The sequence below is a fragment of the Streptomyces sp. QH1-20 genome (assembly GCF_041283565.1).
Classification (GTDB): domain Bacteria; phylum Actinomycetota; class Actinomycetes; order Streptomycetales; family Streptomycetaceae; genus Streptomyces; species Streptomyces syringius.
Genome location: NZ_CP166299.1, coordinates 2,974,280 through 2,999,135, shown reverse-complemented (window position 1 = coordinate 2,999,135; position 24,856 = coordinate 2,974,280). Strand labels below are relative to the sequence as shown.

The following is a 24,856-nucleotide window of genomic DNA, read 5'->3' as shown; positions in this document are numbered from 1 at the left end:
GCCGAACGGCTCTCAGAACGGCGGGAGTTGCCCGCTCCGCACCACCTGGGAGTACCACCGGGCGCTGGACTTGGGCGTACGGGCCTGGGTGGCGTAGTCGACGTACACCGCGCCGAACCGCTTGCTGTAGCCGTACGCCCACTCGAAGTTGTCCAGCAGCGACCAGAGGAAGTAGCCCCGCACGTCCGCGCCGTCGGCGATCGCCCGCCGCACGGCGTCGAGGTGCGCGTGCAGATAGGCGATGCGGTCCGGGTCGTGCACCACGCCCTCGCCGTCCGGCTTGTCGTCGTAGGCGGCACCGTTCTCGGTGACGACGAGCGGCAGCCCGGGGACCTCGCGGGCGAAGCGGGTCAGCAGGTCGTAGAGGCCGGTGGGGTCGACGGACCAATCCATCGCGGTCCGTTTGCCGGGCGGTTGGTGGAAGGCGACACGGTCCGCGCCGGGCCAGGGGGACCGCTCGCCGCCCCCGTGGCCGTCCGCGCGCGAGGGGCGGCTGTCAGTGCTGCCTGATACCACTGTGGGGGCGTAGTAGTTGATGCCCAGCGCGTCGAGGGGGTGGTTGATGGTGGCCGTGTCGCCGTCGTACACGAACGACCAGTCCGTGATCCCCGCCGTGTCGGCCAGCAGATCCTCGGGGTACCGGCCGTGGAGCATGGGGTCGGTGAAGATACGCGTGGCCAGGGCGTCGACGCGGCGCGCCGCGTCCACGTCCTCGGGCGCGGCCGTACGGGGCCTGACCGCCGCGGGGTTGAGGGCGACGGACAGCCGCGCCCGGTCGGGGAGTGCCGCGCGCAGTGCCGCCGCGCCGAGACCGTGCGCCAGGTTCAGATGGTGCGCGGCGCGCAGCGCCGCGAGCTCGTCCGTACGGCCCGGGGCGTGCACCCCCGAGCCGTAGCCGAGAAAGGCACTGCACCAGGGCTCGTTGAGGGTGGTCCACAGTTCGACCCGGTCGCCCAGCGCCTCGGCGACGAGCTGGGCGTAGTCGGCGAAGCGGTGCGCGGTCTCGCGCTCGGGCCAGCCGCCGGCCGTCTCCAGCTCCTGCGGCAGGTCCCAGTGGTAGAGGGTCAGCATGGGCCGGATGCCGTGCGCGAGGAGGTCGTCGACGAGGGCGCGGTAGAAGTCGAGGCCGCGCGGGGAGGCCGGGCCCCGGCCGGTGGGCTGGACGCGCGGCCAGGAGACCGAGAAGCGGTACGCGCCCAGCCCCAGCTCCGCCATGAGCGCCACGTCCTCGTGGTGGCGGTGGTAGTGGTCGGTGGCGGTGTCCCCGGTGTCCCCGCCGAAGACCTTGCCGGGGATACGGGCGAAGACGTCCCAGATGGAGGGGGTCCGACCGCCCTCCCGCGCGGCGCCCTCCACCTGGTACGCGGCAGTGGCCGCACCCCAGAGGAAGCCGGGCGGGAAGTTCACGGACGGGGAGGGGGAGGGGGAAGAAGAGGACGGAGAAGGGGTCATCGAAACGCTCCCGAGGTGGGGGAAAGGGGAGGGCGAGACAGAGTGAGACAGGGGGCTGGGGGTCAGCCCTTCACGGCGCCCTGCATGATGCCGCCGACGATCTGTCTGCCGAACAGCGTGAACGCGAGCAGCAGCGGCAGCGTGCCCAGCAGCGCGCCGGCCATGATCACGGCTTGGTCGGGCACATAGCCGCGGCCCAGCCCGGTGAGGGCCACCTGCACGGTCGGGTTCTCCTGGGTCAGCGCGATGATCGGCCAGAAGAAGTCGTTCCACGCCTGGACGAAGGAGAGCATCCCGAGGACGGCCATCGCCGGCCGTGCGACGGGGAAGACGAGGTGCCACACCACGCGCCAGCTGCTCGCGCCGTCGACGCGGGCCGCCTCGATCAGCTCGGTGGGCAGCGCCTCCACGAGGTACTGCCGCATGAAGAAGACCCCGAAGGCGCTGACGAGCGTGGGCAGCACCACCGACTGCAGCCGGTCGGTCCATTCCAGCTCGGCGACGACCATGAAGAGGGGGACCACGCCGAGCTGCGGCGGGATCATCATCGTGCCGATCGTCAGCATCAGCAGGAAGCTCTTGAAGCGGAAGCGCAGTTTGGCGAAGGCGAAGCCGGCGACGGTGCAGAAGAGCACGGTGCCCAGCGCGACGGAGCCCGCGACCAGCACGGTGTTGAACAGCGCGAGGCCCATGTTGGCGTCGGTCCACGCCGTCTCCAGGTTCCGCGCCAGATTGCTGCCGAACCACAATGGCGGCGGGGTCCGGGCGAGGCGGGAGCTGTCCCGCGAGGCGGCGACCGCCGTCCACACCAGGGGGAACAGCGAGCCGACGGTGAAGAGCACCAGCACCGCGTAGCCGACGGGCCCGGCGTGCAGCTGCCGTCCCGCGCGCCGGGTGCCGGCCCCCGGACGCGGTCCGGGCCGGCCGGCCGGGGCGGCTGCGGGAGCCGGCTGGTCGGTCGTCGTGGTGGTCGTCACGGCAGCCCCTCAATGACTCTCGCGCAGTCGCCGCGCGACGGTCGCGTTGACCGCGGCGATCAGCAGCAGGATCAGGAACATCGTCCAGGCGACGGCACAGGCGCGCCCGAGATGGAAGGAGTACCAGCCCTGTTCGTAGAGGTAGAGACCGAGCGTCTGGAACTGGTGGGAGGCACCGCCCTTCTGGCCGCCCGCCCCGCCGAACAGCAGCGGTTCGCCGAAGAGTTGGGTCGCCCCGATCGTCGACACGACGACGGTGAAGAGGATCGTCGGCCGCAGCGCGGGCACGGTCACATGCCGGAACTGCTGCCACCGGGAGGCGCCGTCGAGGGCCGCCGCTTCGTAGCGTTCGTCCGGCACGGCCCGCATGGCGGCCAGGTAGATCAGCGCGTTGTAGCCCGTCCACCGCCAGATCACGATCGAGGAGACCGCGAACCGCGAGGTCCAGGTGCCGCTCTGCCAGTCGACCGGGTCGACCCCCACCGCGCCCAGGGCCCAGTTGACCATCCCGTAGTCGCGCCCGTAGAGCAGCACGAAGACGAGCGTCGCGGCGGCGACCGAGGTGGCGTACGGGGTGAGCAGCGCGACCCGCCAGAAGTTCGCGGCGCGCAGCCGGTAGTGCAGCAGATGGGCCAGGCCCAGGGCCATCAGCAGCTGGGGGACGGTCGACAGGACGCCGATGGTGAAGGTGTTGCCCAGGGCGTTCCAGAAGAAGTCGTCGTCCAGCAGCCGGGTGTAGTTGCGCAGCCCCACCCACCGCATGTCGTCCGGGGCGGCCAGCTCCACGCGGTGCAGTGACGCCCAGCCCGTATAGAGGAGAGGAAAGAGCCCGAAGGCGGCGAAGAAGAGGAAGAACGGCGCGACGAAGGCGTAGGGGCTGTAGCGGACGTCCCACCGGTGGAGCCGGCTGCCCACCCGGGCCGCCCGGCCGGGGCCGCGGTCCGGGCGCCGCCGCGGGGTTCTGCCCTCGGCCGCCGCGCCCTCGTCCCCCGAGCCGGCGTCCGGGGCCGCGGTGGCGGTCGTGGTCATTCGTCCACCGCGTTCTCGATCTCCTTCTGCGTCGCCTTCCAGGCCTCGCGCGGGGACCTGCCCTGCTGGTCGATCTGGAGCAGCCCGATGTCGGTGAAGGCGGTGCCGATCTGCTGCTCGTCCGGGCCGATCACCAAGGTGGGGATGCCCTTGGCCGCCGCGGCGAAGATCCGCCCCGTCGGCGCGCCGCCGAAGTAGGGGTGCCTGGCATTTCTGACCTGCGGCATGTCGTACGAGGACGGGGTGGAGGGGATGCTCGCCTGCCGGTCGAAGAGCTTGGCCTGCTGCGCGGGCGCGGTCAGCCAGACCGCGAGCCTGACCGCCTCGGCCTTGTGCCGGGCCGCCTTCGGTACGCCGATGAAGGAGCCGCCCCAGTTGGCGGGCCTGGGCGCGGCGGCCACGTCCCACTTGTTCCTGCCCGCCTCGCCCGCCTTCTCCTTGATGTAGCCGAGCATCCACGGCGGACAGGCGACCGTGGCGAAGCGCCCGTTCGCGTACGCCTGGTCCCACGGCTTCTCGAACTGCTTGAGCCGTGCGGTCAGCCCGCCCCGCGCCGCCTGCACGGCCAGGTCCCAGGACGCCTTCACGGCCGGGCTGTCCGCGTAGATCGCCTTGCCGCGCCGGTCGTAGTAGCGCTCGGGGTAGGCGTGGATCGAGGCGTTGTAGACCCCGGCGGCCGAGTCGGTGAAGACCGTGCCGGCCGGTGCCCGCTTCTTGTACGCCTTGCCCGTGTCGATGTACTTCTGCCAGTCACCGGCCCACAGCCTGCCGACCGCCTCCCGGTCGGTGGGCAGCCCGGCCTTCTTGAAGAGGTCCTTCCGGTAACACATGGCGATCGGCCCGATGTCCGTGCCGAGCCCGACCGTCCGGCCCTTGCGGTCCGTGGCCTGCTGCCACTTCCAGTCCAGCCAGTCGCTCCGGCGCACCCCCGCCGCCTTCGACAGATCCTCGAACTTGCGGGACAGCGTCGTGGCGACCTCGTTGATGTTGGCGACCTCCACGGCCTGGATGTCGGCGAGCCCGCCGCCCGCCGCGAGATGGGTCAGCAACTGCGGGTAGTAGGCGTCGTTGCGCTCGATCACGCTCTCCTTGATCGTGACGTCCGGGTGCAGCCGCTCGTACTCCGCGTAGAGCCCGGCCTGCTTGTAGCCGAAGACGCCGAAGGTGCCGATCGTGATCGTGGTCTTCCCGCTCCTGCCACTCCCGGCGCCCCCGGTGCCGCTCGCGGCGGGGCTGTCGTCCCGGGCGCAGCCGCCGAGAAGATGCGCGCCGAGCGCGACGACGGCCCCGAGGGCCACCGCCCGCCTTCGGTAGGTGCACGTGCTGCCGCGCAATTGCGTCCTCCTGGTGACGGTTCCGCCGGGCGGGCCCTAGAAGTCGTCGAGAGCCTCCTCGGCCCGGTCCGCCCCCTCGATGACACCGTGGACGGCCAGGCAGTAGTAGGTCCCCTCGATGTCCTCCACCACACCGTTCTTCGCCTTGCAGTCGGCCTCCGAGATGGGACCCGGATCCGCCACGGACGGTGTCGCCCCGATGACGGCGAACGCCAGAGCGGCACAGGACGTGACGATGATGGACGCGGCCCGACGGCGCATGAGGTGCCCCTTTCCTGGGAAAGGCGGGGCGGCTGCCCGCCTCCAGCTCATTGAAGGGCCGCGCGTGTCGCCGACGTCGCCACTACCCGAAAGGGTGAGGGCGTGTCTCCGCGAAGTCACCGGGATGGGTGTGTGCGGGGGTGGCTCAGTGGACGGTTTTGGCGATGAGACCGGCCGCGCCCTGGCGGAGGAGCTCGGTGCTGACCCGGCCGCCGAGATCCACCGGGTCGTCGGCGGGGCCCCGGATATGGGCGCGGACGAAGGTGGAGCCGGTCTCGTCGAAGACCATGCCGCGCAGCGAGAGCCGCCCGTCGACCTCGGTGTCGCAGTACCCCGCGATGGGGGAGTTGCAGTGGCCGCGCAGGCCGTAGAGCATCGCCCGTTCCGCCGTGGCCTCCGCCAGCGTTCGCGCGTCGCCCAGCTGTCGGAGCAGCGCGAGGAGGTCGCCGTCGGCGCGTCGGCACTCCAGCACCAGGACCCCGGCGCCGACGGCGGGCAGGATCTCGTCGACGGTGAAGGTGTGCCGGGCCCGCGCCCGCAGCTCCAGCCGCTCCAGTCCGGAGGCCGCCACGACCAGCGCGTCGAGCGCGGGGCTCATGGCCTTGGTGCCGTCGAGCTTGTCGAGGCGGGTGCCGACGGTGCCGCGCACCCGGACGACCCGCAGGTCCGGCCGGGCGCGGCCGAGCTGGGCGCGGCGGCGTACGGAGGACGAGCCCACGTGCGCCCCGGCCGGCAGATCGGCGAGCGTGCGTACGGCGGAGTCCTCGGGCACGACGAGGACGTCGCGCGCGTCGTCGCGCGGCAGCATCGCCGCGAAGACCAGGCCCTCGGGGAGGGGGCCGTCGCCGGGGACGTCCTTCAGACAGTGGACGGCCAGGTCGATGTCACCGCTCTGCAGCCGGAGGTCGATGGCCTTGACGAAGAGGCCCTTCCCGCCGAGCTTCGAGAGATCGCCCTGCCACTGGTCGGCCTCCGTCTCGATGGGGACCACGTCGATGCCGAGATCGGGTTCGAGTTTGAGCAACAGCTCGCGGACCCGCTCGGTCTGGGCCAGCGCCATGGGGCTCTTGCGGGTGCCGATGCGCAGCGGGCGGCTGTGGGGGGAGGGGTTCACAGAAAGCACCATGGCACGTCGCCCGGACCCCGGTACCGGCTCCGGACGCCGTCCCGCTGACGAGGGATCAGCCGCGAGGGGTCAGCGCCGGAGAAGGCACAAGAGAAGAGGGGACGGGGATACGACGAAGGCCCGGTCTGTTTTCACAGACCGGGCCTTGTCATACAGGGTGAGTAACGGGACTTGAACCCGCGACATCCTGGACCACAACCAGGTGCTCTGCCAGCTGAGCTATACCCACCATGTCCGGTGCGTTTCCCACCGGCTGAGAAAAAGTGTACAGGGTCTTCAGGGGTGCTCGCTCCCAGATGACACGCGTTCTGGGAGCGAGCTGCGTCACTATCCCTGAGCGGGCAGCACGTGCTTGGCCGCGATGGCCTTCGCCGTGTCGGAGTCCGGGCCGGGCTGCGGTACGAAGATCGCCTCGCGGTAGTAGCGGAGCTCGGCGATCGATTCCTTGATGTCGGCGAGTGCCCGGTGGTTGCCGCTCTTCTTCGGACTGCTGAAGTAGGAGCGCGGGAACCAGCGCCGGGCCAGCTCCTTCACCGAGGACACGTCGACGATCCGGTAGTGCAGGTGGTTCTCCAGCTCGGGCATGTCCCGCAGCAGGAAGCCACGGTCGGTGCTGACCGAGTTTCCGCACAGCGGGGCCTTGCCCGGCTCCGGGACGTGCTTGCGCACGTACGCCAGGACCTGACGCTCCGCGTCCTCGAGCGTCGTCCCGCCGTCCAGCTCCGCGAGCAGCCCGGAGGCCGTGTGCATCTGGCGCACCACCTCGGGCATGGTGGTCAGGGCCTCGGCGGGCGGGCGGACGACGATGTCCACGCCGTCGCCGAGGATGTTCAGCTCGGAGTCGGTGACCAGGGCGGCCACCTCGATGAGCGCGTCGTCCGACAGCGAGAGCCCGGTCATCTCGCAGTCGATCCACACCATGCGATCGTTCATACGTCTCACCCTACGGGGCGTTCCCGCTGGCCGGGCAGCCGTGGGCTGTAGAGGTCGGACTCCGGCTTGCCGGGCTCGGGGCCGAGCCCGCCGTGGCCGCCATGACCGGTCCCATGGCCGAGGTGCCCGCCAGGTCCGGAATGACCGCTATGTCCGCCATGTGGTGGTGGAGGTGCCAGGGAAGCGCCGGTCACGGCATGGGCGCCGGCCATGGCCGTCCGCCGCATCGCCATCACCGAGGACTCCCCGGGCCGCTGCTCGGGCAGATCCTGCCGCTCGAAACGGTCCCCTCTGTCGGGACGGTCCGGACGCTCGCCCCGCTCCGGCCGGTCGGCCGAACCGCTCTGCGGCCGGCGCGCCCGGTAGGCGGCCCGGTAGGCGGCGGGGGAGGACCCCAGCTGCCGGCGGAAGTGGCCGCGCAGGGCCACCGGCGAACGGAAGCCGCAACGCCCGGCGACCTCGTCCACGGAATAGTCCGAGGTCTCCAGGAGCCGCTGCGCCTGAAGCACCCGCTGGGTGATCAGCCATTGCAGCGGAGCGCTCCCGGTGAGCGAGCGGAATCTCCGGTCGAAGGTGCGCCTGCTCATATAGGCGCGCGCCGCCAGCGTCTCCACGTCGAACTGCTCGTGGAGGTGCTCCAGCGCCCAGGCGACGACCTCGGCGAGCGGGTCGGCGCCGATCTCCTCCGGTAAAGACCGGTCGAGATAGCGCTCCTGCCCGCCGCTGCGGCGTGGCGGTACGACGAGACGGCGGGCCAGGGCCCCCGCGGCGTCGGCGCCGTGGTCGGTGCGGACGATGTGCAGGCACAGGTCGATGCCTGCCGCGGTGCCCGCGGACGTCAGTACGTCACCGTCGTCCACGAAGAGCTCCCGCGGGTCCACATGGACCGACGGATAGCGCTTGGCGAGCGTGGGCGCGTACATCCAATGGGTGGTGGCGGGCCTGCCGTCGAGCAGTCCCGCGGCGGCCAGCACAAAGGCCCCGGTGCACAGCCCGACGATGCGGGCGCCCTCTTCATGGGCGCGGCGCAGCGCGTCGAGTGCTGCGGTCGGTGGCGGCTGGGTGATCGACCGCCAAGCGGGCACCACGACAGTGCCCGCCCTGGAGAGTGCCTCCAGGCCGTACGGTGCGGTCAGTTCAAGGCCGCCGGTTGTTCGCAATGGCACATCTTCGCCCGCGCACACCAGCAATCGGTAGCGGGGGACTCCTGCGTCCTGTCGGTCGATACCGAACACAGAGAGCGGAATGGAGCTTTCGAAGATGGGGCCGCCGCTGAATAGCAGCACTGCGACGATCTCCCGGCGGCGGCGTCCGGAGAGCTTGCGCGCGGTCTCCGGTACGGTCGTGGAGTCCTGGCTCATGGCGCTAAGCCCCCCTCGGCGGTCGAGTCCTCTCGGTCCTGCACGTTTCCCCTCGGTCCTGAACGGTTCCCCCGCCGGTCATGGCCAAGATCGAATCTACTGCGTCGAATGGAGACGCGGTGACCAGTTCACCACCCGGCTCTATGTCGACATGACAACTTGGCGCGAAGCGTTCGATCACGAAGCGTTGCACTTGCAGGCCCCGGTGAAAAGTACGCCTCTCGCCCATGCCCACTCCCCGTAGGGCGCAACCGCCCTCAACGGTCCTTTCCTTGCTGGTCGACCGGCTGTTGGGGGGTGCTTTGGCCAAGGGATGGAGTTCGGCCCCAAGTTGGCTGAAAACCTACGGGTGCAGGCGTGCGAGGCCGTCAGTCGACCGGATGGGCGGCACCGGGATGACGCGCGCCGCGGTGGGAACCGGTACCCGTCCGGCCGCGCCTGCCGCGGTGCGGAACCGTCTGTTCCGCCGCGACCCGGGCGGCGCTGCGCTCGGACTGGCGCAGCAGGGCGTGGCAGGCGCAGGTGACCGCCACCAGACCGGCCGCCGTGCCGGCGGCGCCTCCGAAGGACTGACCGCACATCAGCAGGACGATGGGGACCAGGACGCAGCTGAAGGCCGCCCAGCGGACTACGTCGCTCACCGGATCGGGGGATTCCCCTTCGGTGGCGTCGGCGCGGGCGGACTCGCGGGTTCCGGGCACGGAACGGCTCCCTGGTGGCGGCTGCTGGCGGTAGTACAACGCCCGGCAGGCCCCCGGGTCACTGGGGAGAAGGGCAGCAGGGGCATGGCCGGGGCATTGCGCTGCGCGCCGCCCTCGTGCATGCTCCGGGGAACGCCCCGGGGGGTGTGGATCCGGCAGGCCTGGCCGGGCGGCCTCTGGGCAGCCGACGAGTGGCGCCGTACCCTGGGGGGTAAGCACTTGAAAAGATGAATCCCGGACGGATTTTTTCGTCCTTGATCATCTGGCCTGTCCCCCCTCGACAACTCCAATCAGCCCCCGTCGATCCCCCTCCGCAAGAGGACTCCTTCGCCGAGACACCGATGGCCGGTCACGAATTCTCCGAACCCGCGGACCGCAAGCGGGTCGCCGATCAAGCGGCGCACCCCGAAGCGGCGGAAGAAACACGTCATTCCTGCGATCCGGCGTTCCAGCACGGTGTCGTGGTGGGCTTCGACGGTTCCACGTCGAGCGAGCGAGCGCTTGCATATGCAATCGGGATGGCCCGGCGCTCGGGCTCCGGGCTGATCATCGTCCATGTGGCCAACCGGCTGCCGACGACCGTATGGGCGGGCTGTGAGCCGCCGGTCTTCGTGGACGTCCCCGACCACCGGACGGAAGTGCTCGGCCTCGAACTGGCCTGTGCCGACTATCTGTCCGAGGTGCCGTGGATCCTCGTCGAGCGTGGTGGGGACATTTGCCACGAACTGGAGGAAGTCGGCCGGGAGTACGCGGCGGACGCGATCGTGGTCGGCTCCACGCACGGCCTGGTGGGCCGGATCTTCGGTTCCGTCGCAGGGCGGCTGGCGCGGCGCGCGCAGCGGCCGGTCGTCGTCATCCCGTAAGCACCGCCGTCGGCGGCAGGCGCCCGTCCCGAACCTCAACTCGAAGGCGCTGCAGGGGAGATGGCACTGCGGCGCGCCCCGGGATGGCGCCAATTCCGCCTTGACAAGGCCGCTGAATCTACTCGCGCGTAGAGGTGGATAGTGCCCCGGGGGCGGGTACAACCCGCTACATGTGACGTGCTGCCGGACGGGAGGTGACGGTTCCCGGGACCGGCGGCATCACCGCCGGCGTGAGGGCGACGCCGGCGTAGGGGAGGCGGTCCTCCCCGCGCGCGTGGTGGCACGTGCGGGGAAGACCGTCCTCCCTTGTGCGGCTGAGCCGCCGCCGCTCTCGCGGACGTGGCTCGTCGCCGCTGGGGTTGCTCAATGCGTGGTCGCGGGGACAGGCCGCTTCCGATTGAGACCCCGGGCCTTACTCAACCGTGACGGACTTCGCCAGGTTGCGCGGCTTGTCGATGTCACGGCCCATGGCCTTCGCCGTGTAGTAGGCGAGGAGCTGCAGCGGGATGCCCATGAGGATCGGGTCCAGCTCGTCCTCGTTCTTCGGCACCACGATCGTGTGGTCGGCCTTCTCCTGGACCTGGTGCGCGACGGCGAGGATGCGGCCGGAGCGGGCCTTGATCTCCTCGAGCGCGGCGCGGTTCTTCTCCAGCAGGTCGTCGTCCGGGACGATCGCGACCGTCGGCATGGCCGGCTCGATCAGGGCCAGCGGACCGTGCTTGAGCTCGGACGCGGGGTAGGCCTCGGCGTGGATGTACGAGACCTCCTTGAGCTTCAGCGAGGCCTCGCGGGCGACCGGGTAGCCCCGGACGCGGCCGATGAACATCATCGACTTGGCGTCGGCGTACTCCCCGGCCAGCTTCTCGATCTCGGCCTCGTTCGCCAGGATCTCGGCGATCTGCTCGGGCAGCTTGCGCAGGCCCGCGATGATCCGCTTGCCGTCGGCGACGGACAGGTCGCGGGTGCGGCCCAGGTGCAGGGCGAGCAGGCCGAAGGAGACCACCATGTTGGTGAAGCACTTGGTGGAGACGACGCAGACCTCGGGGCCGGCGTGCACATAGATGCCGCCGTCGGTCTCGCGGGCGATCGCCGAGCCGACCACGTTGACCAGGCCCAGGACGCGGGCGCCCTTGCGCTTGAGCTCCTGGACGGCGGCGAGCACGTCGTAGGTCTCACCGGACTGGGAGACCGCGATGTAGAGGGTGTCGGGGTCCACGACCGGGTTGCGGTAGCGGAACTCGGAGGCCGGCTCGGCGTCGGCGGGGATCCGCGCCAGCTCCTCGATCATCTGGGCGCCGATCTGGCCGGCGTGGTACGAGGTGCCGCAACCGAGGATCTTCACCCGGCGCACGGCGCGCGCGTCACGGGCGTCGAGGTTCAGGCCGCCCAGGTGCACGGTGGAGAAGCGGTCGTCGATCCGGCCGCGCAGCGCGCGGTCGACCGCGTCCGCCTGCTCGTGGATCTCCTTGTGCATGTACGTGTCGTGGCCGCCCATGTCGTACGACTCGGCCTCCCACTCCACGGTGGTCGGCTGCGCCGAGGTGGAGGAGCCCTCGGTGGTGTACGTGCGGTAGTCGTCGGCCCGGAGCGTGGCCATCTCGCCGTCGTCGAGGGTGACGACCTGGCGGGTGTGGCTGACCAGCGCGGCGACGTCGGAGGAGACGAACATCTCCTTCTCGCCTATGCCCAGCACCACGGGGGAGCCGTTGCGGGCGACGACGATGCGGTCGGGGAAGTCGGCGTGCAGGACGGCGATGCCGTACGTGCCCTCGATGTGCTTGACGGCCTCGCGGACCTTCTCCTCCAGCGTGCCGGCCTCGGAGCGGGCGATGAGGTGGGCGAGGACCTCGGTGTCGGTGTCGGAGACGAAGACGAAGCCCTCGGCCGTCAGCTTGGCGCGCAGGTCGGAGGCGTTGTCGATGATGCCGTTGTGGACGACGGCGACCTTCTCCTCGGCGTCCAGGTGCGGGTGGGCGTTGACGTCGTTGGGCGCGCCGTGGGTGGCCCAGCGGGTGTGGGCGATGCCGGTGCTGCCGTTGAAGCGCTTGGGCAGGCGCGCCTCCAGCTCACGGACGCGGCCCTTGGCCTTGGCGGACTTCAGGCCGCCCGTCTTGCCGCTCGCGTGCAGGGCGATACCGGCGGAGTCGTAGCCGCGGTACTCCAGGCGCTGGAGGCCCTCCAGCAGCAGCGGCGCGACATCGCGCTTACCGATATAACCGACGATTCCGCACATGGTGTTGACCCTCCCAGGCAAACGATCAGTGATGCTCGGCGGCGGCAGGAGCCGCCGGTCTCAGCCGTAGACGATGCGGCGCAGTTGCCGCAGCGAGAGCTCGGGTGGCGCGACCGCGCGGTGCGGCAGCTCCGCCGCGACCCGCTCGAAGATCTCCGCGTTGTTCAGTCCCCCGGACTGGAGCTCGCGGTGTCGGCGACGCACGAACGTCTCGGTCGTCTCGTCGAAGTACGCCAGGACGTCCAGGACCACCCGGGCGGCCTCGCCGCGCTGAAGCGGCGTGCTGCGCACCAGGTGGTCCACCAGGTCGTCATGGGTCATACGGCGTTCGAGCACCCGTTGATACTGAGGGGTACCGAGGGGTTTCGCAAGAATCCTGCCCGATATCGGGCAGGAGTGAAGGTGAAAAGAGTCCGGAGGGCCCGAAAATGTCGGATTAGAAGCGCTTGAGTACGGCCTGCTTCGCCGCCGCGAACTCCTCGGCGGTGAGGATTCCGCTCTGGTGCAGCTCGCCCAGCTCCCGCAGGCGCCGCAGCAGCGCGTCATGATCGGCGGCGGCGCCGGGGGAGCCGGAGGAGGGTGTGCCGTCCGTCACGGCAGCGGCGGAAGCGCCGGGGGCGCCGGGCGGCAGGCTCGTGGCGGGCGCGGGGCGGTCCGCCGCGCCCGCACCCGAGGGGTGCGGCAGCCGGGCCAGGACCGCGGCCGCGACCAGCGCCATCAGCGGGTCCTTCTTGAAGCCGTACAGCTCGATCGCGTGCGGATCGTGCTTCGGCGGGGCCTTGGTCGCCCCCTTGACCAGGACGAAGCGCAGATAGCCGTTCTCCAGGCCGTGGGAAGGCAGCCACTCCACCGACTGGATGTCGCCCACCGGGAAGGTACGGGGCCCGGCGGACTTCTTGCCCTCCTCGGTCATCCAGTTCCACTCCAGCCGGACCCACTCGCCGTCGAAGGAGACGGTGCCGTCCCCGGCGCCCACCGACAGCGGCACGGCCGGGCCCGGCAGCAGATAGCGGTCCGTGGGACCGTCGGGCACCTGCTCCAGCAGCAGGGCGTTGCGCACCTCGTCCACGAGGTACTCCGCCACGCCCGTCCGGCCCGGCTCGACCGTCAGCTGATACGGATCGGCGCCGTCCGGCAGCCGGCCGCGCACGGCCTGCGCCAGGGGGTCGGCCCCGTCGCGCGGGCGCAGCCGCAGCCGGCCGCCCTTGCGGCCCGGCTCGAAGGCGATGCCCGCCACGGCCGTCAGCGGAACGGCCAGCTCACCCAGCGTCTGGCGCAGCAGGTGCACCCCACGCTCGCGCCCGGGCACGATGCGTATCGTGTCGCCGTCGAACGCCCACGTACCGTCCTTCTGAAGGATCTCAGCCATGAAGGAGATTCTCGCAGGCGCGCGGGGGCGGCCTACAGGCCCAACTCACGGGCGATGAGCATCCGCTGGACCTCGCTCGTGCCCTCGCCGATCTCCAGGATCTTGGAGTCCCGCCACATGCGGGCCACCGGGTACTCGTTCATGAAGCCGTAGCCGCCGTGGATCTGCGTGGCCTCGCGGGCGTTGGTCACGGCGATCTCGGAGGAGTAGAGCTTGGCCAGCGCCGCCTCCTTCTTGAACGGCTCGCCGTGCAGCAGCCGCGACGCGGCGTCGCGCCACGCGATCCGGGCCGTGTGCGCCCGCATCTCCATGTCGGCGAGCTTGAACTGGATCGCCTGGTTGGCCCCGATCGGCTTGCCGAAGGCCTCACGGGCCTTGGCGTAGGACACCGACTGGTCGACACAGCCCTGGGCGAGACCCGTCGCCAGCGCCGAGATCGCGATCCGGCCCTCGTCGAGGATGCGCAGGAACTGGGCGTACCCGCGCCCCTCCTCGCCCAGCAGATTCGCCGCCGGGACCCGGACGTCGGAGAAGGACAGCTCGCGGGTGTCCGAGGCGTTCCAGCCGACCTTGGAATAGGGGGCCGCGACGGTGAAGCCGGGCGTGCCGGAGGGCACGATGATCGACGAGATGCGCGGCTTGCCGTCCTCGTCGCGGCCGGTGACGGCGGTGACCGTGACCAGGCCCGTGATGTCCGTGCCCGAGTTGGTGATGAAGCACTTGGTGCCGTTGATCACCCACTCGTCCGTGGCCTCGTCCAGCCGGGCGGTGGTGCGGGTGCCGCCCGCGTCCGAACCGCACTCGGGCTCGGTCAGGCCGAACGCGCCCAGCATCTGGCCGGAGCACAGCTTGGGGAGCCACTCCTGCCGCTGCTCCTCGGTGCCGAAGCGGAAGATCGGCATCGCACCCAGCGAGACACCGGCCTCCAGGGTGATCGCCACGGAGGAGTCGACGCGGGCCAGCTCCTCCAGGGCGAGGCCGAGCGCCAGATAGTCGCCGCCCATCCCGCCGTACTCCTCGGGGAAGGGCAGCCCGAACAGGCCCATGCGGCCCATCTCCCGCACGATCTCGTACGGGAACTCATGGCGCTCGTAGAAGTCGCCGATCTTCGGGGCGACGACATCGTGCGCGAACTCCTGCACGGTACGGCGCAGTGCCTCGTGCTCGGGGGAGAGGCGGTGGTCCAGCGACATGACTCAAAGCTCCTGGGGGGAGAGGGCGCGGACGGTGCGGGAGGGGCTGGGCCGCCCCAGCTGGCCGGCCATCCACACGCTGGTGGCGGTGAGCCGGCCGAGGTCGACCCCGGTGTCGATACCGAGGCCGTCGAGCATCCACACGAGGTCCTCGGTGGCGAGGTTTCCGGTGGCGCTCTTCGCGTAGGGGCAGCCGCCGAGGCCGCCGGCGGACGCGTCGACGACGCGTACGCCGTGGCGCAGGGCGGCCAGGGTGTTGGACAGCGCCTGGCCGTAGGTGTCGTGGAAGTGCACGGCGAGCCGCTCGGCCGGCACGCCCACCGCGCCCAGTGCGGTCAGGACCGCCGTGACATGGCCGGGGGTGGCGACGCCGATCGTGTCGCCGAGGCTCAGCTCGTCGCAGCCGAGGTCCAGCAGCCGGCGGGCGACCCGCGCGACCTGCCCGACCGGCACGGCCCCTTCCCAGGGGTCGCCGAAGCACATCGAGAGATAGCCGCGCACGGTGACGCCGGCCTCCCGTGCCGTGGCCACGACGGGCGCGAACATCTGAAGCGACTCGTCGACCGTGCGGTTGAGATTGGCCTTGGCGAAGGACTCCGTGACGCTGCCGAACACGGCGATCTCGCGCACGCCGAGGGCGAGGGCGCGGTCCAGGCCGCGCTCGTTGGGCACCAGGACGGGAAGGCGGGCCGTGACGCCGTCGAGCATCGGCATCAGCTGCTCGGCGTCGGCGAGCTGGGGCACCCACTTGGGGTGCACGAAGCTCGTCGCCTCGATGGTGCTGAGCCCGGCGTCGGCGAGCCGGCGGATGAACTCCGCCTTCACCTCGACGGGGACGACCGTCTTCTCGTTCTGCAGCCCGTCGCGGGGGCCGACCTCGTGGATCCGGACGCGGTCCGGGAGGCCGGGCTCCGGCACGACCATCGGCAGTCCGTGGGTCATGACTCCTCCTGCGGGGCGTCGGCGGGGGTGACGACGGCCAGGACCTGGTCCATGGCGACGGTGGCGCCCGCCGTCACGTCCAGCTCGGTGACCGTCCCGTCGTGCGGCGCGGAGATGACGTGCTCCATCTTCATCGCCTCCACGACGAGCAGGCTCTGCCCGGCGGTGACGGTGTCGCCGACGGCGGCCTTCACGACGGTGACCGTGCCGGGCATCGGCGCGGTCAGCGCCCCGGCGTGCGCGGCCCCGGCGGCGCCGCGGGCGTCGGTGGGGTCGTGGTCCTGGACGTGCCAGGTGTCGCCGTCACGCCCGAGCCAGGTGCCCTCCGGGCCGGTGGCGTGGGCGAAGGTGTGGGTGAGGCCGTCGACGTCGATGGTGAGTTCCCCGGTCCCGCCCCTTCCCGACACCGGGGGCAGGCCCCCGGGCCCCCGGAGGTGCAGCAGCTTCGCGCTGCGAAGGGCGGCCGGCGGACGGTCCTCCGTGCCCGCCCCGCCCTCCAGGGTGATTTCCGTGTCCCCTCCGGTGTCCCGCACGCGTACCGCCACCGGGTCCTGGCCCGGGACGCGCAGGTGGTGGGCCGTCCAGGCGGGCTCGCCGCCCAGGCGCCAGCCCGTCGGGAGCGAGAACGGGTCCACCCAGCCACCCGCACCGGGTGCGCTCGGCTCCAGTGCCGCCTGGCGCAGCAGCGCCGCCGCCGCGTACACCTCCTCCGGGACCCCGCGCGGCACCAGCGTCGCCGCGTCCCGGTCGACCAGCCCCGTGTCCAGCGCGCCCGACACCACCGACGGGTGGGCCAGCAGCCGGCGCAGGAAACCGGCGTTGGTGTCCACGCCCAGGACGGTCGTCTCCGCCAGGGCGGCCCGCAGCCGACGCAGGGCCGTCGGGCGGTCCGGACCGTAGGCGATGACCTTGGCGAGCATCGGGTCGTAGGAGGTGCCGACCTCCGTGCCCTCGGCGAGGCCGGAGTCCACCCGCACGCCCCCGCCCGTGGGTTCGCCCAGGGCGAGCACCGTGCCCGCCGACGGCAGGAAGTCCACCCGGCCGTCGGCCGTCGGCCGCGCGGTCTCCGCGCAGATGCGGGCCTCGACCGCGTGGCCGGTCAGCGTCACCTCGGCCTGGGCCAGGCCGAGCCGCTCACCGGCGGCCACCCGCACCTGCCACTCGACGAGGTCCAGTCCCGTGATCAGCTCGGTGACGGGGTGCTCGACCTGGAGGCGGGTGTTCATCTCCATGAAGTAGTACGAGGAGGGGTCGTCGCCCGGCACGATGAACTCCACCGTGCCCGCGCCCGTGTATCCGCAGGAGCGCGCCGCCTGCACGGCGGCCTCGCCCATCGCCGCCCGGGTGGCCTCGTCGAGGAGGGGGGACGGCGCCTCCTCGATGATCTTCTGGTGGCGGCGCTGGAGGGAGCACTCGCGCTCGCCGAGGTGGATGACGTTGCCGTGGCCGTCGGCGAGGACCTGGATCTCGATGTGCCGGGGGCGGTCGACCCATCGCTCGACGAGCAGCGTGTCGTCACCGAAGGAGCCCCGGGCCTCGCGCCGGGCCGCGGCGATCTCCTCGCCCAGCAGCGCCTCGTCGCGGACGAGCCGCATGCCCTTGCCGCCGCCGCCCGCCGAGGGCTTGAGCAGCACGGGCATGCCGATCTCCCGGGCCGAGGCCGCGAGTTCCGCGTCGGTCAGACCGCTGCCGGAGGAGCCCGGCACGACCGGCACGCCCGCCGCCCGCACGGTCTCCTTGGCGCGGATCTTGTCGCCCATCAGCTGGATCGCCCCGGCGGGCGGGCCGATGAAGACCAGCCCGGCGTCCGTGCAGGCGCGGGCGAACGCGGCGTTCTCCGCGAGGAAGCCGTAGCCGGGGTGGACGGCCTGCGCGCCGCTGCGTGCCGCGGCCGCCAGCAGGCGGGGGACGGACAGATAACTCTCGGCGGCGGCCGCGGGGCCGATCCGCACGGCCGTGTCCGCCTCGCGCACATGGCGGGCGTCCGCGTCGGCGTCGCTGAAGACGGCGACCGAGCGGATGCCGAGCGCGCGGAGCGTACGGATGACGCGGACCGCGATCTCGCCGCGGTTGGCGACCAGGACGGTGTCGAACATGGTGTCTCCGCTTGTCATGAGGGCGCTCACATCCGGAAGACGCCGTAGCCGGGCGCCGACGGGTCCTTCGCGGGCAGCGGGGCGTTGGCGCAGGCGGTCAGCGCGAGGCCGAGCACCTGCCGGGTCTCCAGCGGGTCGATCACCCCGTCGTCCCACAGCCGCGCGGTGGCGTAGTACGCGCTGCCCTGCGTCTCGTACTGCTCGCGGACCGGGGCCCGGAAGGCGTCCTCGTCGGCCGCGCTCCACTCCTCCCCGCGCGCTTCGAGCTGGTCGCGCTTGACCGTGGCGAGGACGGACGCGGCCTGCTCGCCGCCCATCACGGAGATCTTGGCGTTGGGCCACATCCACAGGAAGCGGGGGGAGTAGGCCCGGCCGCACATCGAGTAGTTGCCCGCGCCGTACGAGCCGCCGACGACGACCGTGAGCTTGGGGACGCGGGTGCAGGCCACCGCCGTGACCATCTTCGCGCCGTGCTTGGCGATGCCGCCCGCCTCGTACTGCCGGCCGACCATGAAGCCGGAGATGTTCTGCAGGAAGAGCAGGGGGATGCCGCGCTGGTCGCACAGCTCGATGAAGTGCGCGCCCTTCTGGGCGGATTCGGAGAAGAGGATGCCGTTGTTGGCGACGATGCCCACCGGGTGGCCGTGGATCCGGGCGAAGCCGGTCACCAGGGTCTGCCCGAACTCCGCCTTGAACTCCTGGAAGCGGGAGCCGTCGACGATCCGCGCGATGATCTCGCGTGCGTCGTAGGGGGTGCGGGAGTCGACCGGGACCGCGCCGTACAGCCCCCGGGGGTCCGTCGCCGGCTCCTCGGCGGGCTCCACCGGCCAGGGCAGCGGACCGCGCCGGGGGAGGGTGGCCACGATGTTCCGCACGATGCGCAGGGCGTGCGCGTCGTCCTCGGCGAGGTGGTCGGTGACGCCCGAGACCTTGGAGTGGACCTCGCCGCCGCCCAGCTCCTCCGCGGTGACGACCTCACCCGTCGCGGCCTTCACCAGCGGCGGGCCGCCCAGGAAGATCGTGCCCTGGCCGCGCACGATCACCGCCTCGTCGCTCATCGCCGGGACGTAGGCGCCACCCGCCGTGCAGGAGCCGAGCACCGCCGCGATCTGCGGGATGCCGGCGCCGGACATCCGGGCCTGGTTGTAGAAGATCCGGCCGAAGTGGTCGCGGTCGGGGAAGACCTCGTCCTGCAAGGGGAGGAAGGCGCCGCCGGAGTCCACGAGGTACAGGCAGGGCAGCCGGTTCTCCAGCGCGACCTCCTGGGCGCGCAGATGCTTCTTGACGGTCATCGGGTAGTACGTGCCGCCCTTGACCGTGGCGTCGTTGGCGACGATCACCACCTCGCGCCCGGAGACCCGCCCGATGCCGGAGATGACGCCCGCCGCCGGGGCGGCCCCGCCGTACATCCCCTCGGCCGCCAGCGGCGCGAGCTCCAGGAACGGCGACCCGGGGTCCAGCAGCGCGTCCACCCGGTCGCGCGGAAGCAGCTTCCCCCGCGCGGTGTGCCGTGCGCGGGCCTTCTCGCCCCCGCCCAGCCGCGCGGCGGCGAGCTTCTCGCGCAGTCCGGCGGCCAGCTCACGGTGGGCGGCCTCATTGGCCCGCCAGGCGTCGGACGCCGGATCTGCGGTGCTCCCCAGCACCGGTGCCTGCTGCATGGACTCGAGCTCCCTTGCTCGGTTAATGAGCGTTAACACGTTTCCTTCAGGTTAACGACCACTAACGCAGCTGTCTAGAATTGATTTCGTGACCGACGCAGCAACCCACCTCCAGCCCGCCCCCGCCCTCACCCGCCGTGAGCAGATCCTCCGGGAGGCCGCCCGGCTCTTCGCCGAGCGTGGCTTTCACGGGGTCGGGGTGGACGAGATAGGAGCGGCGGTCGGCATCAGCGGCCCCGGTCTCTACCGGCACTTCGCGGGCAAGGACGCCATGCTGGCGGAGCTGCTGGTGGGCATCAGCGAGCGGCTCTTCGACGGCGGCTGCAAGCGGGTCGCCGAGGCCGCGGCCGAAGCGGACGGCGACCCGGCCGCGGTGCTGGACTCGCTCATCGACGGCCATATCGACTTCGCCCTGGACGACCGGGCGCTGATCACCCTCCACGACCGTGAGCTGGGCCAGCTGCGCGACAGCGACCGCAAGCAGGTGCGCTCCCTCCAGCGCCGGTACGTGGAGCTGTGGGTCGATGTCGTCCGCCGGCTCCATCCGGACGCCACCGAGGCCGACGTCCGCGCCGCCGTGCACGCCGTCTTCGGCCTGCTCAACTCCACCCCGCACCTCAGCCGCCCCGCCGCGCTCCCCGGTCGCGCGGCCACGGCGGCGCTGCTGCGGCGGTTGGCGCTCGGTGCGCTTGCCGCGTTGTCCGCGGGCGCGGCGTAAGGTCGTGTCGTCCGCACCCCCGCTGCGCGGCGGTGTCCTCAATCGCCGGACGGGCTTGATTCGGGGGCTATGGACAGTCCTGATGACCCCTGGGTAACTTCAGCCGAGCAAGCGCTTAGTAGGCGTGGGGCGAGGGAGGGGAGGCGCTGTGCGTCGCACGGTGTTCAACGAGGATCACGAGGCGTTCCGGGAGACCATCCGCGACTTCATCGCCGCCGAGGTCGTGCCGTTCTACGACGAGTGGCGCGAGGCCGGATCCGCGCCCCGGGAGTTCTACAAGAAGCTCGGCGAGCTGGGCGTCTTCGGCATCGAGGTGCCCGAGGAGTACGGCGGCGCGGGGACAAGCAGCTTCAAGTTCCAGGCCGTCATCGCCGAGGAGTGCGCCCGGGCCGGTGTGAGCTTCGGCGGCAGCGGTGTGCACACCGCGCTCTGCCTGCCCTACCTCCTGAAGTACGCCACCGAGGAGCAGAAGCGGCGCTGGCTGCCCTCCTTCGTCTCCGGCGACATGATGACCGCCATCGCCATGACCGAGCCCGGCACCGGCTCGGACCTGGCGGGCATGAAGACCACCGCCAAGCTCTCCGAGGACGGCACGCACTACGTCCTCAACGGCGCGAAGACCTTCATCACCGGCGGTGTCCACGCCGACCGGGTGCTCGTCTGCGCCCGCACCGCCCCGCCCACCCCCGAGGACCGGCGCGGCGGCATCTCCATCCTCGTCGTCGACACCGCCTCCGAGGGCTACGCGGTCGGCCGCAAGCTGGAGAAGCTCGGCCTCAAGACCTCCGACACCGCCGAACTCTCCTTCACCGACGTCAAGGTGCCGGTGGCAGACCTCCTCGGCGAGGAGGGCAAGGCGTTCGGCTACCTCGGCCACAACCTCCCCCAGGAGCGGCTGGCCATCGCCGTCAGCGCGTACGCCCAGTCCGCGGCGGCCGTGGAGTTCGCCAAGGCGTACGTCCAGGACCGCACCGTCTTCGGGCAGTCGGTCGCCGCGTTCCAGAACACCAAGTTCGTACTGGCCGACTGCAAGTCCGAGGTCGACGCCATGCAGGCGGTCGTCGACCGCGCCCTCGACGCGCACGACGCCGGTGAGCTGACCCCGGCCGACGCCGCGTCCGCGAAGCTCTTCACCACCGAGCGCGCGGCCACCGTCATCGACAAGTGCCTCCAACTCCACGGCGGCTACGGCTACATGATGGAGTACCCGATCGCCCGCCTGTACGCGGACACCCGCGTGACCCGCATCTACGGCGGCACGAGCGAGGTCATGCGCTCGATCATCGCCAAGTCGATGGGCCTGTAGGCCGCCCCACCCATCCCGTAAGGAACCACCGGCCCCATGAGCGAGCCCCCCACCCCCCTGGACGATCTGCTCGGTCAGCTCGACCTCGAACCCATCGAGCAGGACATCTTCCGCGGCACCACCGGCCGCCCCACCCTGGTGCCCCGGGTCTTCGGCGGGCAGGTGGCCGCTCAGGCCCTGGTCGCCGCGGGACGCACCGTCCCCGACGACCGCCTCGCCCACTCCCTGCACTCCTACTTCCTGCGCCCCGGCGACCCCGAGGTGCCCATCGTCTACACCGTCGACCGCATCCGGGACGGCCGCTCCTTCGCCACCCGGCGCGTGGTGGCCGTCCAGCACGGGCAGCCGATCTTCCACCTCTCCGCCTCCTTCCAGACGTACGAGGAGGGGCTGGAGCACCAGGAGCCGATGCCGCCGGCGCCGGACCCGGCGACCCTGCCCACCGCCGCCGAGATGCTGCCCCAGTACGCCGACCGGCTCGGCGGGCCCGACATCGTGGAGCTGATCCTCAAGGCGCGCGGCGCCGTCGACCTGCGGTACGCGGAAGAGCCGCCGTTCGCCAGCATGGGGGAGCGGCGCGAGCCCAAGTCGCAGGTGTGGTTCCGGACAAACGGCAAACTGGCCGACGACCCGCTGCTGCACCTCTGCCTGGCCACCTATGTCTCCGACATGACGCTCCTGGACTCCGTCCTGCTCGCCCACGGGCGCGGTGGCTGGGCGGTCGGTGACGTCGTCGGGGCCAGCCTTGACCACGCCATGTGGTTCCACCGGCCCTTCCGGGCCGACGAGTGGCTGCTCTACGACCAGGAGAGCCCGACCTCCCAGGGCGGCCGCGGGCTCGCCCGGGGCCGGATCTTCACGCAGGACGGGCGGTTGGCGGTTTCGGTCATCCAGGAAGGCGTGGTCCGGGTCCCGCGCGGCTGAGCCAAGTACCCTCGTGAAGCTGATCATTGGGAACGACTTCGGGAGGGAACAGCGATGACGCGCGCGCCGGCGTCCATGGCGATGGTGACCAGAGTGCTGCTGATGGGCGGAGGCGTCATCGGCATCGTCCTCGGCGCCATAGCCCTGTTCTTCTGGCACACCAGGATCGTCGAACTCACCGGCGGGCCCCGGGTGGTGTCCGGAATCGGCTTCCGGCTCGCCGAGGCCGCCGTCCTCTACGGAGGCAGCTGGCTGTGCTTCCGCGCGTGGAACGGCGGCCCCGGCAAGTCGCAGGAAACGGCCTAGCCCGGTCCTAGGCCCGCGCCGCCAACCCCGCCGCGCCCAGCAGGTACGCCGTCAGCGGGTCGTAGAAGCGCGGGCTGAGGACGTGGTCGTCGAGCGGCACGGCGACCTGGAGGGTGCCCTCGGCCTCGGCGAGGAAGAGGGCCGGGTCGTTGGAGTCCGCGTAACCGACCGCGTCCAGGCCGCGCTGGGCCGCGCACCCCGCCCAGCCGTGGTCGGCGACGACCAGGTCCGGCAGCGGGCGCCCCTCCCGGGCGAGGCCGTCGAGGATCGCGGCCATCGGGGCGGGGGAGTGCGTGTGCCACAGCGTCGCCCCGCGCTCGAAGACGGCGACGTCGGCGAACTGGAAGACATAGCCCTCGTCCGCCGTCAGCCCGTCCGGGATCACCACGATCTCGCACCCCGCCGCCCGCAGCGCGGCGGCCGTGGCCCGGTGCACGTCCAGCAGCCCGCCGGGGTGCCCGGTCGCGAAGAGCACCCGCTGCCGGCCCGCCGCCGCCTTGCGCAGCACGGCGGCCATGCGGTCCAGGGCCGCGACGGTGAGCTCGGGGTCGATGGTGTCCTGGCCCGCGCGGTGGCTCAGATCGTCGCTGACGCCGCAGCGCTCCGCCATGACGGCCAGCACGTCCTGCTCGTCGGTCCAGCGGTCGCCGAATTCCAGCCCGAACCAGTAGCGGCGATCACCGGTCGCGAGCTTGCGGTAGTGGTCGAGGTTGTTCTCGCGGGGCGTCGCGACGTCTCCCGCGATGCGCGTACGGACGAGGTGATCGATCAGAGCGGTACGGCTGGGTATCGACATGGGCTCATTCTCTCCCGCCTTGTGTGCACGATGGACGAGGCGTCCCCACGCGATGGACGTCGTGTCCATATGGCGAGTCCGGACCCTTCAATCCGTACATGTGCGGAATCCGTCGCCCTGCCTACCCTCGGGTACGTCCTCCACTGCCGCCCCGACGTTGCCCCGACCGTAATTCGTCCGTGATTCGAGAGGCCCCCGCATGACCCCCCAGAACAGCCCCGCCCCCCTTGAACCGCGTGGCCCCGTCGACTCCTCCCGCATCCCGCGCTACGCCGGTCCCGCCACCTTCGCCCGTCTGCCCCGGCTGGACGAGGTCGGCAGCACCGACATCGCCGTCGTCGGCGTGCCGTTCGACACCGGCGTCTCCTACCGGCCCGGCGCGCGCTTCGGCGGCAACGCCATCCGTGAGGCCTCCCGTCTGCTGCGCCCGTACAACCCGGCGCAGGACGCCTCCCCGTTCGCCCTCGCGCAGGTCGCGGACGCCGGTGACATCGCGGCGAACCCGTTCAACATCGACGAGGCCGTGGAGACCATCGAGGCCGCGGCGGACGACCTGCTGGGCACCGGCGCCCGCATGATGACGCTGGGCGGCGACCACACCATCGCGCTGCCCCTGCTGCGCTCGGTCGCCAAGAAGCACGGCCCGGTCGCCCTGCTGCACTTCGACGCGCACCTGGACACCTGGGACACCTACTTCGGCGCCGAGTACACCCACGGCACGCCGTTCCGCCGGGCCGTCGAGGAGGGCATCCTCGACACCGAGGCGCTGTCCCACGTCGGCACGCGCGGCCCGCTGTACGGCAAGAAGGACCTGACCGACGACGAGAAGATGGGCTTCGGCATCGTCACCTCGGCGGACGTCATGCGCCGCGGCGTCGACGAGATCGCCGACCAGCTCCGCCAGCGCGTCGGCGACCGTCCGCTGTACATCTCCATCGACATCGACGTCCTGGACCCGGCCCACGCCCCCGGCACCGGCACCCCGGAGGCGGGCGGTCTGACCTCCCGCGAGCTGCTGGAGATCATCCGCGGTCTGTCCTCCTGCAACCTGGTCTCCGCCGACCTGGTCGAGGTCGCCCCGGCGTACGACCACGCCGAGATCACGTCGGTGGCGGCGTCGCACGCGGCGTACGAGCTGACGACGATCATGTCCCGCCAGATCGCGGCGTCGCGCGTCTGACTCATCCGGGGGCTCCGCCCCCGGACCCCCGGTCCTCAAGCGCCGGACGGGCTGCCTTGCGCCCGTCCGGCGTTGTGCGTAAAGAGCACGTAAGGCCG

General features: G+C 71.5%; 23 protein-coding genes and 1 tRNA gene. 6 read left to right on the top strand and 18 right to left on the bottom strand.

The features are described 5' to 3' along the window. Window positions 1–12: 12 nt before the first annotated feature. The 10 genes from AB8O64_RS13415 to AB8O64_RS13370 all read right to left on the bottom strand — a co-directional run bounded on the left by AB8O64_RS13415 (window position 13) and on the right by AB8O64_RS13370 (window position 9,174). Window positions 13–1,452, bottom strand: coding sequence for a GH1 family beta-glucosidase (locus tag AB8O64_RS13415; RefSeq protein ID WP_370419388.1), 1,440 nt, complete (start codon window positions 1,450–1,452; stop codon window positions 13–15). Window positions 1,453–1,514: 62 nt separating this feature from the next. Beyond that, window positions 1,515–2,429, bottom strand: a complete 915-nt coding sequence (locus tag AB8O64_RS13410) for a carbohydrate ABC transporter permease (protein WP_370419387.1) — start codon at window positions 2,427–2,429, stop codon at window positions 1,515–1,517. A 9-nt stretch (window positions 2,430–2,438) separates the two neighbouring features. Next, window positions 2,439–3,458 (bottom strand): carbohydrate ABC transporter permease, encoded by a 1,020-nt coding sequence (locus AB8O64_RS13405; RefSeq protein WP_370419386.1) that lies wholly within the window; start codon window positions 3,456–3,458, stop codon window positions 2,439–2,441. Beyond that, window positions 3,455–4,792: an ABC transporter substrate-binding protein gene (locus AB8O64_RS13400; RefSeq protein ID WP_370419385.1), complete on the bottom strand. Its 1,338-nt coding sequence runs from the start codon at window positions 4,790–4,792 to the stop codon at window positions 3,455–3,457. Before AB8O64_RS13400 ends, AB8O64_RS13405 begins: the two co-directional genes overlap by 4 nt. A 36-nt stretch (window positions 4,793–4,828) precedes the next feature. Next, window positions 4,829–5,053: a hypothetical protein gene (locus AB8O64_RS13395; protein ID WP_370419384.1), complete on the bottom strand. Its 225-nt coding sequence runs from the start codon at window positions 5,051–5,053 to the stop codon at window positions 4,829–4,831. A gap of 145 nt (window positions 5,054–5,198) precedes the next feature. After that, window positions 5,199–6,167 (bottom strand): hydroxymethylbilane synthase, encoded by a 969-nt coding sequence (hemC, locus tag AB8O64_RS13390; RefSeq protein ID WP_370419383.1) that lies wholly within the window; start codon window positions 6,165–6,167, stop codon window positions 5,199–5,201. Between the two features lie 168 nt (window positions 6,168–6,335). Next, window positions 6,336–6,408: transfer RNA gene (locus tag AB8O64_RS13385), tRNA-His, on the bottom strand. Between the two features lie 98 nt (window positions 6,409–6,506). Next, window positions 6,507–7,112, bottom strand: coding sequence for an oligoribonuclease (gene orn / locus AB8O64_RS13380; protein ID WP_130877958.1), 606 nt, complete (start codon window positions 7,110–7,112; stop codon window positions 6,507–6,509). Between the two features lie 5 nt (window positions 7,113–7,117). Beyond that, window positions 7,118–8,473: a helix-turn-helix domain-containing protein gene (locus AB8O64_RS13375; RefSeq protein ID WP_130877957.1), complete on the bottom strand. Its 1,356-nt coding sequence runs from the start codon at window positions 8,471–8,473 to the stop codon at window positions 7,118–7,120. A gap of 368 nt (window positions 8,474–8,841) precedes the next feature. Beyond that, window positions 8,842–9,174, bottom strand: coding sequence for a hypothetical protein (locus tag AB8O64_RS13370; protein ID WP_361932186.1), 333 nt, complete (start codon window positions 9,172–9,174; stop codon window positions 8,842–8,844). 341 nt (window positions 9,175–9,515) lie between these two features. Here AB8O64_RS13370 and AB8O64_RS13365 point away from each other — a divergent pair, with 341 nt between their 5' ends. Further along, on the top strand, window positions 9,516–10,037 hold the full coding sequence (locus AB8O64_RS13365) for a universal stress protein (RefSeq protein WP_130877956.1): 522 nt from the start codon (window positions 9,516–9,518) through the stop codon (window positions 10,035–10,037). Window positions 10,038–10,449: 412 nt separating this feature from the next. Here AB8O64_RS13365 and glmS read toward each other — a convergent pair whose 3' ends face one another. The 7 genes from glmS to AB8O64_RS13330 all read right to left on the bottom strand — a co-directional run bounded on the left by glmS (window position 10,450) and on the right by AB8O64_RS13330 (window position 19,528). Beyond that, complete coding sequence (gene glmS, locus AB8O64_RS13360; RefSeq protein ID WP_356452311.1) at window positions 10,450–12,270, bottom strand: glutamine--fructose-6-phosphate transaminase (isomerizing); 1,821 nt, start codon at window positions 12,268–12,270, stop codon at window positions 10,450–10,452. 60 nt (window positions 12,271–12,330) lie between these two features. Then, entirely contained in the window at window positions 12,331–12,606 is a 276-nt protein-coding gene (locus AB8O64_RS13355; protein WP_356452309.1) for a hypothetical protein, read from the bottom strand. A 100-nt stretch (window positions 12,607–12,706) separates the two neighbouring features. After that, window positions 12,707–13,639 (bottom strand): DUF4429 domain-containing protein, encoded by a 933-nt coding sequence (locus AB8O64_RS13350; RefSeq protein WP_370419382.1) that lies wholly within the window; start codon window positions 13,637–13,639, stop codon window positions 12,707–12,709. A gap of 32 nt (window positions 13,640–13,671) precedes the next feature. Next, complete coding sequence (locus AB8O64_RS13345; protein ID WP_370419381.1) at window positions 13,672–14,832, bottom strand: acyl-CoA dehydrogenase family protein; 1,161 nt, start codon at window positions 14,830–14,832, stop codon at window positions 13,672–13,674. Between the two features lie 3 nt (window positions 14,833–14,835). Next, window positions 14,836–15,774 (bottom strand): hydroxymethylglutaryl-CoA lyase, encoded by a 939-nt coding sequence (locus tag AB8O64_RS13340; protein ID WP_370419380.1) that lies wholly within the window; start codon window positions 15,772–15,774, stop codon window positions 14,836–14,838. Continuing rightward, complete coding sequence (locus AB8O64_RS13335) at window positions 15,771–17,870, bottom strand: biotin carboxylase N-terminal domain-containing protein (RefSeq protein ID WP_370419379.1); 2,100 nt, start codon at window positions 17,868–17,870, stop codon at window positions 15,771–15,773. Before AB8O64_RS13335 ends, AB8O64_RS13340 begins: the two co-directional genes overlap by 4 nt. Before the next feature lie 26 nt (window positions 17,871–17,896). Beyond that, window positions 17,897–19,528: a carboxyl transferase domain-containing protein gene (locus tag AB8O64_RS13330; RefSeq protein WP_370419378.1), complete on the bottom strand. Its 1,632-nt coding sequence runs from the start codon at window positions 19,526–19,528 to the stop codon at window positions 17,897–17,899. A gap of 88 nt (window positions 19,529–19,616) precedes the next feature. On the opposite strand from AB8O64_RS13330, the gene AB8O64_RS13325 reads away from it, so the two are divergent. From AB8O64_RS13325 to AB8O64_RS13310, 4 genes are all read left to right on the top strand, one after another. Beyond that, a complete protein-coding gene (locus AB8O64_RS13325) occupies window positions 19,617–20,246 on the top strand; it encodes a TetR/AcrR family transcriptional regulator (RefSeq protein WP_370419377.1) in 630 nt (209 codons plus the stop codon). A gap of 148 nt (window positions 20,247–20,394) precedes the next feature. Further along, on the top strand, window positions 20,395–21,552 hold the full coding sequence (locus AB8O64_RS13320) for an acyl-CoA dehydrogenase family protein (RefSeq protein ID WP_370419376.1): 1,158 nt from the start codon (window positions 20,395–20,397) through the stop codon (window positions 21,550–21,552). A gap of 36 nt (window positions 21,553–21,588) precedes the next feature. Next, the gene (gene tesB / locus AB8O64_RS13315) at window positions 21,589–22,476 is read left to right on the top strand and encodes an acyl-CoA thioesterase II (RefSeq protein WP_370419375.1); all 888 of its coding nucleotides are present in this window, start codon (window positions 21,589–21,591) and stop codon (window positions 22,474–22,476) included. Window positions 22,477–22,530: 54 nt separating this feature from the next. After that, window positions 22,531–22,782, top strand: a complete 252-nt coding sequence (locus AB8O64_RS13310; protein WP_370419374.1) for a hypothetical protein — start codon at window positions 22,531–22,533, stop codon at window positions 22,780–22,782. 7 nt (window positions 22,783–22,789) lie between these two features. On the opposite strand, the gene AB8O64_RS13305 is transcribed toward AB8O64_RS13310, so the two are convergent. Continuing rightward, window positions 22,790–23,578, bottom strand: a complete 789-nt coding sequence (locus tag AB8O64_RS13305; protein ID WP_356459234.1) for a phosphatase — start codon at window positions 23,576–23,578, stop codon at window positions 22,790–22,792. Window positions 23,579–23,777: 199 nt separating this feature from the next. On the opposite strand from AB8O64_RS13305, the gene speB reads away from it, so the two are divergent. Further along, a complete protein-coding gene (gene speB, locus AB8O64_RS13300) occupies window positions 23,778–24,758 on the top strand; it encodes an agmatinase (protein WP_370419373.1) in 981 nt (326 codons plus the stop codon). Window positions 24,759–24,856: the final 98 nt, after the last annotated feature.